An 11,771-nucleotide genomic window follows, 5' to 3' on the forward strand; every position below is an offset into this window, starting at 1 on the left:
ATGAATGGGTGTAAAGACATCCGGTATTGTTCTTTTCCTTAAGTTAATGACATTGTGTTTTTTCTGCGTAATAAGCAGTAGAAAAGTTCATAGTTCTGTGATAAACTATAAAAAAGATACTCAATAGGAAAAGAGGTGTATTTCTATGTTTACAATATCGTCCCAATCCAATCAATATAGAAAAACTATCCCTCGATTGACTATTAAAAGTGACGAGAAAATATACTTTATTGACAAAGATGGAAGCCCTTATTTAGAAATAGGAATTTCCTCTGAATCTTGGAATCCTTTTAATGCTGAATGTTTTTTCCAAGAACATTTTTGTATTGGCAACGGAAATGAAGTCTACTTCATAAATTTGCAAACAAAACAAGTAAAAATAGTCTTATGTGACCTGTATTTTGGTTATTTTTATATCAATAAAGACAGGTTATATGTGGCTTCAAATTCCCAATTACTTTGTTTCAATTCTGCTTGCGAATTGCTGTGGCAAACAGAAAGAATTGCGGTAGATGGTCTTTGCGTAGACGAATTTTCAGAGGACAGCATATCTGTGTCTTGCGAAATAGACCCACCCAATCATTGGATAAAATATCAGCTTTCCATTCACGATGGAAAAAGGCGATAAGAAAGGCGTCATGCGCACCTCAGTCACGCAGTCCGGACGGCGGGCAGTAGTGGCGGTGCTTCTGTTGGGGGTGTCGGTCATAGGCTCTCCTTTCCGTTCAGCAGCATTTTAAGGCATTCCATTTTTGCCTGTGCTTTGGCTTTTTGAAATTCTCCCCGGTAATGCAGACGGGGCAGCACATTTCCGTAAGGCGGTCGTAAATGCGGGTGTGGGCGGTGTCCTCCGGGTTCTGTAATTCTTCCAGCGTCAAATTTGCGGTGACTATCAACGGCTTTCTGCTGCGGTATTGGCTGTCAATCACGTTGTAAACCTGTTCAAGCCCGTATTCCGTGCCACGCTCCATGCCGAAATCGTCAAGGATAAGCAGGGGGGAAACTGCAAAGGCGGGAGATATTCGTTGCGGTCTTTGAAGCTGGCAGCAAGGTCATTGAGTATTGCCGCAAAGTTTGTCATACAGACAGATACTTCACGCTCCATAAGGGCATTGGCGATACACCCAGCAAAATAACTCTTGCCTGTGCCGACACTTCCCCACAAAATCAGCCCGTGGTTCTCCGCTTTCATCAGTTCCCAACATTCCACATATTCACGGGCATAACACATTTGCGGGCATTTCCCGTTGTCGTTCCCGAAAGTCCATTCCCTCATAGCCGGGTCTGTGAAGCCTGTTCTTTTCATTCGTTCCACTTCCTCCCGGTGTTTCTGCTCCCGGTCTGCGGCTTCCAGCATTTCCCGTCATTTCCGCTGGCAGTCACATTCTTTAGGGTGTCGGTCACGTCCGAAAAGCGTCTTGCCCTCTGCAAAATAGGCTTCTTTGGGCTGGCGGCAGCTCCCGCAATACAAAAGCCCGTCCTCGCCCGTGTAGTCCTCCGGCTCTGCTTTCTGTGCCGTGGCAAGCCGGAAAATAGCGTTATCATAATCACTCATAAAATCGTCCTCCTTGTTCATGGTCTTTTACGCCCTGTTTACGGGGCATTCTATCTCTGTTGTCAAAGGCTCTCGCCCTCTTTGCAGAAATAATCGGGGATTCCCTTTTTCGGTTTTTCTTTTTTCTCCCGGTCTAACCAGCGGCGCAATGCGGCGGCATGGCACACATAATCATTCCCGCTGGCAGCTATGTACTCGCTCATTTCCTCAATGAGCCGTTCCAGCCTATCCGGGTATTCCTCTTTCAGCTCCGCATATTCGCTTTCAGAGAGTAAAACATTCTGGTATCTGCCAAACGGGGCGGCGGCTTCTCACTCGCTCCTTTTAGTTGGTTCTCTTTTAGTTTGTTCATAGTAAGTTGGTTAGGGGTCGGTTTTCCGGCTAACGCAAAGGTCGGTTTTCCGGCTGTATGGCGGTCATATGGTCGGAAAACTGTACCACTGGAATTTGCAGCACTTTTACATAAAGGCGGTTCGGTGCGGAAAAGCCCCGGTGTTCCCTCAGCAGCCCTCCCTTGTGTCCGCTGGCCTTTCCATGTAGGGAAGCAGCGGCACTTCCGCAATCCGCAAAGAATTGATTACGATATGCACATGAATGTTGCCGCTGTGGTTATGCCCGTCTGGGTGGGTGCATACAAGGGCTTGGCGTCCGGGGAAATGCTCTTTACAGAACTGCTCGCCTAACTGTTACGCCCGGTCTACGGTCAAGCCGTTGTCTGGTGCGTCACGGGAGTCAAAGCTGATGATATAGTGATGGCTTTTCACGTCCTCCCGTTTTTGGTTCTTGCCGTATTTCAGATTGAAGCGCATACACGCTATGGCGAAATCTTCATCACCGCAATTCAGAGAGGAAATGCGGTAATCGTCACGGAGAACAAGCCGCCCGTTCCCGTCCAGTGTTGGCTTCATGGTAAACTCATCATGCCGGGAGGTTAGGTACTGTTCAGCCGCCCCGTAGTCGGCATTTTTAGAGCTGATATGTTTGAATGTTGTGGGCGGCTTCACCCACTTTCTGCAAGACTTCAAACTTCAAGGCGGCAAGCTCCGCTATAGCGGCTCATACCTCTTTTGAGAGAACGTTATAAGGTGCACCGTACTCGTTCAGACAGCGGGCAATCTGATTCAAGTTGCCGCCGATTTTCCCGTACTCGGCGGTTAGTTTCCCAACAGCAGATAACAATTCACCATTGGCCGGGGAAACGATGATAACCGGGCATATGCTTGACTTAATGAGGGCTTGCCGGATAAACTCGGCTTGACTCATTTTGCAGAGGGAAACGCACTCAGAAAACTCTGCATATTCTTCCTCGGTCAAGCGTGTCTTGATTACCCGGCGGCGGTTGGGCGTGTTGTATTTTTTCATGTGCTTCAACTCCTCATATATGTAAAGACATCCGCAAACCATAAGTATCATCATTATAATTAGTATCAGTATGACGATTGCCCTCAGCAAATACGCAATCATAAGCCGCTTAATCTTTCTCTTCCTGAGTTTTCTCCTCTTTCCGTATGGTTTCCTGTTCATTGCCGCATTTGTTCCTCAATCTTGAATAAATCAATGGCTTTTTGGTAAAGCGATTTCCTCACCACTTTCTTTTGATAATATATAAATATTTCCTGTATCACAGGTAACAGACATTGCAGGTATATGACTGATCAATTCCTTGTTATTCCCGTCCTTGCCGCAGGAATACAAGTCTCCGCCGTCCGTCCTGGAAACATAATAGATTGACTGCTCATCCATGCAGAAATCATCTGCAACTATATTTTCATAAGTGTAAGTTTCATTACTGGAAACGTCATATCTTGTTAAAACCCCCTGTTCATTTTTGTAAAAAATGCTTTCCCCATCGAATGAAATATTTCCGTTTGCAGGAATGTCGAGCTTTACAGTTTTTCTTGTATACCGGTTTACTTTTGTTATGCCATCATTGCCAATGAAAAACAGGTTATCGTCATTCAGGAAAAAAGCGTGGTGAAAATCCAGGAACTTCCATTTATCCCCCATTTCATAGTCAATGCCCAAAAGAGAACGCCCGGAATTTGTAATCTGCTCAAAGATTGTTTTTTCCTCAAAGGTATTCAGATTCAACTCTACAACCGACACTTTCGTTATATCGCTGTTATGGTTTCCCACTCGGTTGACATAGCTTTCCATAACCGATGTGGTGTAATACAGATATGGCGGACACACATAAAACGCACGTATTTCTTCTTCATCAGAAAATACCCCAAACATAGGGGAACGTGCTAAAGGATACGTTTCTCCCGTGGAAGTATTTTTGAGAGAATAATCAAAATTCCCTGCATCCTGTATGATTTCATATCCCATACAGTCATACCCAAAGGGCACGCTGTAGCCTGCCGATGAATTATAGACAACGCTTCCCGTTTTTCCACGGCCTGAACATCCCGTCACTGCCAATGCCAGGACAAGCATGACAACGAAAGCCGCCCCACGCTTCTTTTGCCCTGATTTCATCAGCCATCTGTTAGAATTGCGCCGTAAAATCCAGACAACAGCCAAAGTACACAAAAGCACGGATACAAAGAGCAAGGTCAATAGCGTAACCGTACCAACCTCCGCAAAAATAATTTTCTCATCACCCGTCAGGGCATCGCTCATAACAATATCCCCTGCAAAAAAGTCTGTTCCAAGCAGAAACGGCAGCGGCAGAGGCAGACGGTAAATGCTGGTTTTTGATAAGCCTATATAGGGAATAATCACGGACACCGCACCTGTAAGCAGGGTGACCGCATATCTTTTTGCTAAAACGGAAATAAACATCAGGAGTATCGCAAGAAATACACCGCCAAACATCCGGAGCAGCCCTATAGATACATATCCCTCCAGCAGCGACATACCCTTGCTGCTGCCTGCAAAGCAACGAATACTCTGAATCGGATAATCCCCATCCGGCAGTCCGTATTTGAACCTGTAAAATCCGTATTCAATAAGCGAAATGCAAAGCGACAGGAAAAGAACAACCGTGGTAATAATAATCAGCTTATACAGAGCGCTTTTTCGCCCCTCCCTTGCAGTCAGAATCAGGGTGTCCATCTGGCAGCTGTACTCAGAACAGAAAACAGGCGTAACAATCAGCAAAATGCCAAGGAAGAGAATGAAATTAAGCGTACCTTTGCCAAGAAGCCCCATCCATCCGTTTGTCTGGAGAAAACAGCGGTTCCCCGCATTTTCGCAGATATAGAGATATTGCTGATAGATAACCTCAAATCCATTTTGACGCTCCAGAACCTTCTCTATTTCCCGGCTCTCTTTTTTATATTCACTTTCACTAATCTTCCCGTCATAGTAGTTCTCCAAAAGGCTGTTCTGCCTCTCCTTCGCTTTTGCAATCCTCTCCGCCTCCTGCTCCAGATAAAGGGAAGATTCCTCGGTGCAGTATCCTTTTACCTTTTCCAGATACCATTCATATTCATTTTTATGCTGCTCCATCGCACTGTCATAAGGGTTGTCGGACAAGGCAAGCCAGACCGTGCCAAAGAGCAGGACAAGGGCAATATAGAACAGCCCCCTTTGCCAGAGCATAATCTTTTTTACTTCGTACAAAAATCCAGACATTTTATCCTCCTTTCCCGACAATAAGAGTTCCTTTTAGAAAGCATCATCATTGCCGTTATGGAAACCACCCCTACGGTTATGGCAAAAATAATTGCTGCCTGGAAACTCTGTACCGGATATCCTGCAAACCCAATAAACTCGGTCTTGCCAAATAGCATGCGGTTAGCAAGCAGCGAATACGGGTTTATGATTTTGAACCAGGCATTACTGAAACAGCTCTGTGACGCACCTGTAATAATGAAACACAGGGCTGCTCCGAAATCAGCGACAAATGGAACAAGGGCATTACGCCCAAACAAGGAAATCAATAGAAACGCCATGCTCATCGTCCATACGCCGACTGCCCTTATCACTGCGGACAGAATCGCATATTGCCATAAATTACAGTTTACCGCAGCCGTGCTGAAATTGCTGACAGCATACAGCGGAAGATCCCCTCCTTCTGCCGTTCCGAAGAAATACGCAAAACCAATATAGTCCACAACAGAAAACCATATGGCCACACTGATTACAAACAAAGAAGCCGCAGCAATTTTAGCAAATGTGGTCTTTTTACCGCCGCCCGGATTTGTCAGCAGCAGCATATCCATCTGTGTTTCCTTTTCGCAGACAAAGGTACTGACAACCCCGTACAGACAAAGAAATAAAACCAATATGCCCGAAAAATCATAGTTCAGATAATAGTTATACATCTCCTCATAGGCAAAGGCTTTTATGCTCCGTCCGGAATAAAGGTTATAGATCACACTGTTTTTACGTGCTTCATAAGTCTGCCCCCGTTCTTTGTAAACAGCGGCATTTTCCTTTGCCCTCTCTGCCACTTGAAGCGCATAAGTCCGATAATGATAGAAATATTCCATAGGCTCCACATAGTATTTTTCCAGGATATTCCGGTCACTGTATATATTCCCCGTCATCATATCCGGATTATCTTTGGCTGTGCTTGCTGTCATATCAGCCGTAGCGTCTGCTAACGGCTGATATATGGAAAGAAGATGATTGATTTTTTCAGCAGTGATCTCCCCTCTGTAATCCTCATAAAGCTGCCAATACACGCTGTTCCAACTGCGGCTGCCATTTCCGTCCGCCAGGTAGGAATACGAGTGGAATTCGCTGTTTATTTTGAACAGGTTTATTACACTGAACAATATGAGTACAACAAGTATTGACCGCTTGCAGAATAATTTGTAAAATTCATATTTGATTAAGCGTGTCATATTATCTCTCCTTTAACTCATTGCCCACGGAAGTAATACAGAAATACATCTTCCAGGTTAGGGGAAACCTTTACTGCGTCTGAAGCAGGCAGCATATCGCTTACGATTCTTACTAAAAAGCGTTCCCCTTGCTGTTTCATATTGCTGACATAATATTGGCTGCCAAGTCTGGCAGCGTCTTCCCCGTTTACTGTCACCTCCCACACTTTCCCATAGATATTCTGTTCTAATGTGTCGGTAGTTCCCTGGGTTATTAAGGAGCCTTCCTTTAAGATCATAATCTCCTTTGCGATACACTCCACATCGGAAACGATATGGGTGGCCAGCAAAATTGTCCGCCCCTGTGCGAATTTTGAGATCAGGTTGCGAAAGCGGATACGTTCACTGGGATCAAGCCCTGCTGTCGGCTCATCCAAAATAAGAATTTCAGGATCGCCCAGCATCGCCTGGACAACGCCAACCCTCTGCCGCATACCACCGGAAAGAGCGCCAATCTTTTTATCTTTAGCATCTGAAAGATTGACAATGTCCAGAAGCTCCAAAGCCCGTTTTTTTCCCTGTTCGTCAGGGATTCCTTTCAGCGCACACATATACAGCAGAAAATCCATCACTGTAAAATCCCGGTAGAAGATAGGATATTGCGGCATATATCCGATTTTTGACAGGAAGTCCTTACCCAATGTTCCTGCATCCTGCCCGTCAATCAAAACCGCTCCGCCATCGCTTCCCAAAATACCCACAAATATATTGATCAGTGTCGTCTTTCCCGCACCGTTAGCGCCCAAAAGCCCATAGACGCCCTCCGTAAGTTCCGTGGTAAAATCCTTCAGGGCATACTTGCCCTTATACTGCTTTGAAACATTTCGTAATGATATTTTCATCAAGAATCACCCCACAAAGCTAAAGGTTGTTATCAAGGTGCTTACCTCGTCAATACCCCGTCCAAGCACAACGATACAGGTGCCGGATTCATCCAAAATCAAAATCTGTGGAACACGCAGGAAATAGGTACTGTTGCTGTCCTGAACGGTTTCCGTATGGATACTTTTTCCCGATGCCGTATCATAAATGTTGATTGTAACACTGCTTTCCTCCAAAATAGCAGTAGCCACATATTTTCCCTGCCCGGAGCAGTAAACGCCGTTTTCTCCCTCACTTCGGCTTGAGAACGACATCGTATTTTCTGTATTGGATATGGTATCAAGCATCAGCAGGGTTCCATTATTTTTGTCAAAGCTCTGGGGCATAATAAGCAGGTTTCCGCCCTTTTGCACTTCTTCCGTATCTACCTTGTAATCCCCCTTTTTGGTAATCGTGAAATTTGCACTGTCTGTGGATACTGTACCATAAACACTGACCCCATCCCCGCCAATGGAGGTATCTGTAGCCATGCCTACATAGACTAAAGTGTTGTTCCCCGTAAAGGTAAGGCTGTCCATGGTTGCAATCTGCATATTACCTGCCGTGCCTTCTTCGGAATAGTTCAGAATGGTACGAACCTTCCGGGAAGAAATATCATAAAGGTAAAGCCCCTGAAGTCCGCCGAAAGCAACCTGTTTTCCGTCCTGTGAAATAGCGATCCCTGTGATCTGCGAGGTAACATCGTCACTTAATAATCCGCTAAAGGAAATGGTATCCTGAATAGCAAAGTCCTTATTCAGTATGTAGCCATTGATTCCGCCGCTTTCTGATGTAGCAAATGAACCGTTGCTGCCGCCGCCAGCCTTTCCCTGACCCACAACAAAGTAGCCGTCTGTAAAAGTCTGTACGCATAAGTCTCCCATGGAAATATCCGCACTTGCGATCGTTTCGCCTTTCCCCGTATCGTAAAGATAAAGTTTATCTGCTGCAACGATAATCCGGCTTCCATCGGCATAATAGCAGCCTCTGACCTTTCCTGAAAAAGCGGAATCCTTGATCCTACTGACCGCCATAATATTTTTATCCGTGCCGTTATCCTGCTGATCAATCACGTTCATTTCGCTGCTTTCATTTCCTGTATTTTCCGATGAATCATCTTCTACGGATTGCGGTTCCATGTTTATGGCTCCATTTTCAGAGCTGTTCTCATTCTCCTGTCTATCCCCGCAGGCCGACAGATGAAGCGCCAAAGCAAGCATAAGTATCATACACATCCATTTTGTTTTCATTTTTAATTCTCCTTGTATAATAAAATTGAACCTGTTTTACTTGTAACTGAATTTCCGTCCGCTGCGACGGCTGTCGCATAAAAAGTATTGAAGCCATCTAGCTTAGCGGTATCTATGGTTGCTTCAATGATCCACACATTTCCTTTGCTTAATGTGACATCACTGGAAACCGCTCCCTCAAAAGATATAGGCTTATGGTTTAAGAAAAATGATATGCCATATCGTGCGCCTGGCGTTCCACAAAGGGTGAAGCGCACGGTAAGCGTATCTTTCCCGGTAAGGTTGATATTGTCATACACCACCTCGCCGTCATAAACAAGCGTCCAATAGACACTGTTATCCAGGGTATCCATCGTAACGCCATTCAATCCTGCTCTCACAAGCTCATTCTCAATAAAAGAGGAAGTGACTTTTTCCTCTGAAATGCTGACATCACGAAAAGCAGTTATACTTTCTCCATTAATGCTGTCATTTTCCGGAGCATCCTCATTAAAATGCAGTTTCAGCACTCTTTCAAAACTCTGATGATACCATCCATAGCTTGAGGTTTCTTTCATATCAGGCTGGAAATCGGGCCTGGTGACGCTCACGACCGTCATATTCAGGGTATCGCCCTTTTTCCCTGTGTCCGGTGTGAACACAAAGGAAAATTTCTCTTCGTGCTTTTCTGATGTCCGGAAGCAGTGGAGATACTCATATTCCGCCCCCGTGTCGTTCACCTTGTAGGCTTGCGGCTTTCCGTCCAAAAAAAGCAGGAATCCAATGCTGTCCAATTTCCCCTCTGATGAAAACTGATAGTCCAGGACAAATTCTCCGCCATTATACTCATAAGGCAAAACACTCTGGTCATCCGCTCTGGCGGGACTGGCTTCCCCATGGCTGAGAAACCCTAAATCCACGTCCTCCTGCGCCCCGGCGAATGGGTCCTCTTCTACATTTTGCGGCGGGGCATTCTCGTCCGCAATGTTATACCCTTCGGGTACCCCTGAATTCATACCCTTACGGGCGGGCGGACAGCTTTCGCTGTCCGATAAAGTATAATTTCCGCAGGCCGCCACAGCAAAGGGCAAAACAAAAATCATAGCTAATGATAAGAATCGCTTTCGCATCGTCCATCCTCCTACTTGTTTTAGATTCGACTTCTATAATAGAATCCAAAACAGGATTCTATTATCTAAATGCCATTATAAAAACCAAAAGTCAAAATGTGGTCAAGGAATAGAAAAAATTTGCGGAGAAACAGCTTAGTTCTTTACATAAAGAGAGCCAACAAACTGTAATTTCTCACAAGTCTGTTGGCTCTGAGCTCAGTTATTCTGCCAGGCAAACCGGAAGTCGTATTGTCACAAACGACAAAGCATAATGTACTCTTCCCCGTTTTCGTCCACAATTTCAAACCCTGTTTTTTGATACATTCTTACAGCATAGTTGGCTTTTTGTACTGCGAGTGACGCTTGTTTATACCCTCTGTCTTTCAGAATGCGAAGCATTTCTTTCATCAAATCAGTACCTATTCCAAATCCCTGATAATCTTTATATAAAGAAATGGCAAAGGACGGAGTTTCGTTGTCTATATGTCCATAATCATCCATAATGCGCACCCAAACAGCACCAACAACCTTTTTATCAACTTCCGCAACCAAACCTATATCGTCTTTTTTCTTACCAAAGTCGGTTATATATACCTGCAATTCCGGCTGATTGATAATTGATTTGGGTGGTGCGAGCATTCCCTCCGGCACAAAGATAGCTTCATACAAAAAATCATGAAGCAGACTGACTTCTCCCTCTAATATTTTTCTAATTTTGTAATTCATAACTGCCTCCTGCGAATAACAATTTTCCAGTATGCGAAACTGGAACTTATCTATTTTCCATAATCAATTCTTTGCACTTCCATTCTTCACCTAGAACACAATATGTTTCTGCCGTATCAAGAACAGTATCTCTAAAACCGACTGCTTTATAACAATAATAAGCCGGAAGATTATTCTCAAAAACGCCCAATGATGCCTTTTTTGCTCCATATATTTCAAATACAAATTTTAGCCCCAGCTGGAGCATAGCTTTTCCATAGCCTTTTCCTCTCTTATGAGGATTTATAATAACAAATCCAAAACGTAGTTCATCCAATGATTCATCAGGATTTCTTAGTGTAAAAAAGCCAACGATTCCTGTTTCATCAAATGCAGTAAACGGCATTAGCGATTCAACAAAACAAAATTCCTTTTGTGTTATCGGATAGTTACCGAGTATGCCTGCTGTCCATTGATAAAATGCTTTTTCATTTTGACACCACGATAATATTGTATCTACATCCGAAGCTTTATATGGTCTTATTCTAATCATACATTTTTCCTCGTAAATTTGATTTTTTTAACTCAATACTCTGACCTTTTGAGGTTTAATACTCTTGAATAGTCACAATGTACTTCTGACACTACCTTCAAACCATATCGTTCAAAATAACAATATAAATCTTTTTCTATAAATGACTTAAAAGGCTTTGATTTTGCAATTTTTAATGCATTTGTCGCTGTACCAGTACACAAATCTAAAACCCTTTCTTCATTGCCAATGCTTTCCAATACTACCTTTCTTGGACTGTTCTCGTAATCTCTAAAATAGACAATATCTATTAAATCATAAAATCCAGACATCGCTTTATAGAAAAGTTTTGAATCCATTTAATTCCTCCGTAAAACCCTGATTTTCCAGTATGTCAAATCCAATTTGTAGTTACATAATGAAATTTATAATGCCATACAGAACATGACATAAATATGCTTGCTGATAATAGTGCTACTACATTTTTTCTTGATATTAAAAATAATATAAATGCTAAACAAGGTGCAATACTCAAACCTAAAATTACCGCTGGATTTATATTTCCTGTATAGTATAAGCACCAGCCAATGGAATACAGCACTAATAAAATAACAATTCCTTTAAACAATACTTTTTTCATAGGTTTTTGACAATATTTATTGACAATAACACATGGTGCCACAACCATTACGACTTGAAAAACAGAAGCAATCATATCTACAAGGGGAGTTACTGATTTGTTCCTTAGCACATCATTAACAGCAGGAACAGCAAACCATATAAAATCAGGGAGCATTATTGCCAAAAACAAAATCAATCCCCATATATCAAAACCTATCTTATAATTTCCTATTTTGAACATAGTTCTATCTTCTCAAATCCCGATTGAACAAAATCGCTGCGCGATGGCCTGCCAGGGCTGTGGCGTAGTTTTTACGT

At 43.4% G+C, this 11,771-nt stretch carries 11 protein-coding genes and 3 pseudogenes; 1 reads left to right on the forward strand and 13 read right to left on the reverse strand.

Annotated features, from left to right (window positions below):
* Window positions 1-145 precede the first annotated feature (145 nt).
* Window positions 146-628, forward strand: a complete 483-nt coding sequence (locus E5329_RS30120) for a hypothetical protein (RefSeq protein WP_168356782.1) — start codon at window positions 146-148, stop codon at window positions 626-628.
* A gap of 77 nt (window positions 629-705) precedes the next feature.
* Here E5329_RS30120 and E5329_RS26160 read toward each other — a convergent pair.
* The 13 genes and pseudogenes from E5329_RS26160 to E5329_RS26220 form a co-directional block, all read right to left on the reverse strand.
* Window positions 706-1,555 (reverse strand): annotated as a pseudogene (locus E5329_RS26160) (ATP-binding protein).
* 62 nt (window positions 1,556-1,617) lie between these two features.
* Entirely contained in the window at window positions 1,618-1,758 is a 141-nt protein-coding gene (locus E5329_RS32910; protein ID WP_330572371.1) for a hypothetical protein, read from the reverse strand.
* A gap of 300 nt (window positions 1,759-2,058) precedes the next feature.
* A pseudogene (locus E5329_RS26170) lies at window positions 2,059-2,559 on the reverse strand (relaxase/mobilization nuclease domain-containing protein); the annotation flags it as partial.
* Window positions 2,522-2,917: pseudogene (locus E5329_RS26175) on the reverse strand (plasmid mobilization protein). The pseudogenes E5329_RS26175 and E5329_RS26170, both read right to left, overlap by 38 nt.
* Window positions 2,918-3,109: 192 nt before the next feature.
* Window positions 3,110-5,137, reverse strand: a complete 2,028-nt coding sequence (locus E5329_RS26180; RefSeq protein WP_135992148.1) for a DUF5050 domain-containing protein — start codon at window positions 5,135-5,137, stop codon at window positions 3,110-3,112.
* Window positions 5,113-6,354 carry an ABC transporter permease gene (locus tag E5329_RS26185; RefSeq protein ID WP_135992149.1) on the reverse strand — a complete coding sequence of 414 codons (1,242 nt, stop codon included), beginning with the start codon at window positions 6,352-6,354 and terminating at the stop codon, window positions 5,113-5,115. Before E5329_RS26185 ends, E5329_RS26180 begins: the two co-directional genes overlap by 25 nt.
* A 17-nt stretch (window positions 6,355-6,371) precedes the next feature.
* Window positions 6,372-7,235 carry an ABC transporter ATP-binding protein gene (locus E5329_RS26190; RefSeq protein WP_135992150.1) on the reverse strand — a complete coding sequence of 288 codons (864 nt, stop codon included), beginning with the start codon at window positions 7,233-7,235 and terminating at the stop codon, window positions 6,372-6,374.
* 6 nt (window positions 7,236-7,241) lie between these two features.
* Window positions 7,242-8,504: a hypothetical protein gene (locus E5329_RS26195; protein ID WP_135992151.1), complete on the reverse strand. Its 1,263-nt coding sequence runs from the start codon at window positions 8,502-8,504 to the stop codon at window positions 7,242-7,244.
* Window positions 8,505-8,506: 2 nt separating this feature from the next.
* Complete coding sequence (locus tag E5329_RS26200; RefSeq protein WP_135992152.1) at window positions 8,507-9,613, reverse strand: hypothetical protein; 1,107 nt, start codon at window positions 9,611-9,613, stop codon at window positions 8,507-8,509.
* Between the two features lie 234 nt (window positions 9,614-9,847).
* On the reverse strand, window positions 9,848-10,321 hold the full coding sequence (locus tag E5329_RS26205) for a GNAT family N-acetyltransferase (RefSeq protein ID WP_135992153.1): 474 nt from the start codon (window positions 10,319-10,321) through the stop codon (window positions 9,848-9,850).
* Between the two features lie 46 nt (window positions 10,322-10,367).
* On the reverse strand, window positions 10,368-10,853 hold the full coding sequence (locus E5329_RS26210; protein WP_135992154.1) for a GNAT family N-acetyltransferase: 486 nt from the start codon (window positions 10,851-10,853) through the stop codon (window positions 10,368-10,370).
* A 32-nt stretch (window positions 10,854-10,885) separates the two neighbouring features.
* The gene (locus E5329_RS26215; protein ID WP_135992155.1) at window positions 10,886-11,191 is read right to left on the reverse strand and encodes a hypothetical protein; all 306 of its coding nucleotides are present in this window, start codon (window positions 11,189-11,191) and stop codon (window positions 10,886-10,888) included.
* 35 nt (window positions 11,192-11,226) lie between these two features.
* Window positions 11,227-11,694 carry a hypothetical protein gene (locus E5329_RS26220; protein ID WP_275443767.1) on the reverse strand — a complete coding sequence of 156 codons (468 nt, stop codon included), beginning with the start codon at window positions 11,692-11,694 and terminating at the stop codon, window positions 11,227-11,229.
* Window positions 11,695-11,771 lie beyond the last annotated feature (77 nt).

Origin of the sequence: Petralouisia muris (assembly GCF_004793545.1) — a bacterium.
GTDB classification, from domain to species: domain Bacteria; phylum Bacillota; class Clostridia; order Lachnospirales; family Lachnospiraceae; genus Petralouisia; species Petralouisia muris.

Coding starts and splice junctions, on each gene's coding strand:
- E5329_RS26185 (WP_135992149.1), bottom strand. CDS start 6,354: ATGACACGCTTAATCAAATATGAATTTTACAAATTATTCTGCAAGCGG.
- E5329_RS32910 (WP_330572371.1), bottom strand. CDS start 1,758: ATGAGCGAGTACATAGCTGCCAGCGGGAATGATTATGTGTGCCATGCC.
- E5329_RS26200 (WP_135992152.1), bottom strand. CDS start 9,613: ATGCGAAAGCGATTCTTATCATTAGCTATGATTTTTGTTTTGCCCTTT.
- E5329_RS26210 (WP_135992154.1), bottom strand. CDS start 10,853: ATGATTAGAATAAGACCATATAAAGCTTCGGATGTAGATACAATATTA.
- E5329_RS26205 (WP_135992153.1), bottom strand. CDS start 10,321: ATGAATTACAAAATTAGAAAAATATTAGAGGGAGAAGTCAGTCTGCTT.
- E5329_RS26215 (WP_135992155.1), bottom strand. CDS start 11,191: ATGGATTCAAAACTTTTCTATAAAGCGATGTCTGGATTTTATGATTTA.
- E5329_RS26220 (WP_275443767.1), bottom strand. CDS start 11,694: ATGTTCAAAATAGGAAATTATAAGATAGGTTTTGATATATGGGGATTG.
- E5329_RS30120 (WP_168356782.1), top strand. CDS start 146: ATGTTTACAATATCGTCCCAATCCAATCAATATAGAAAAACTATCCCT.
- E5329_RS26190 (WP_135992150.1), bottom strand. CDS start 7,235: ATGAAAATATCATTACGAAATGTTTCAAAGCAGTATAAGGGCAAGTAT.
- E5329_RS26195 (WP_135992151.1), bottom strand. CDS start 8,504: ATGAAAACAAAATGGATGTGTATGATACTTATGCTTGCTTTGGCGCTT.
- E5329_RS26180 (WP_135992148.1), bottom strand. CDS start 5,137: ATGTCTGGATTTTTGTACGAAGTAAAAAAGATTATGCTCTGGCAAAGG.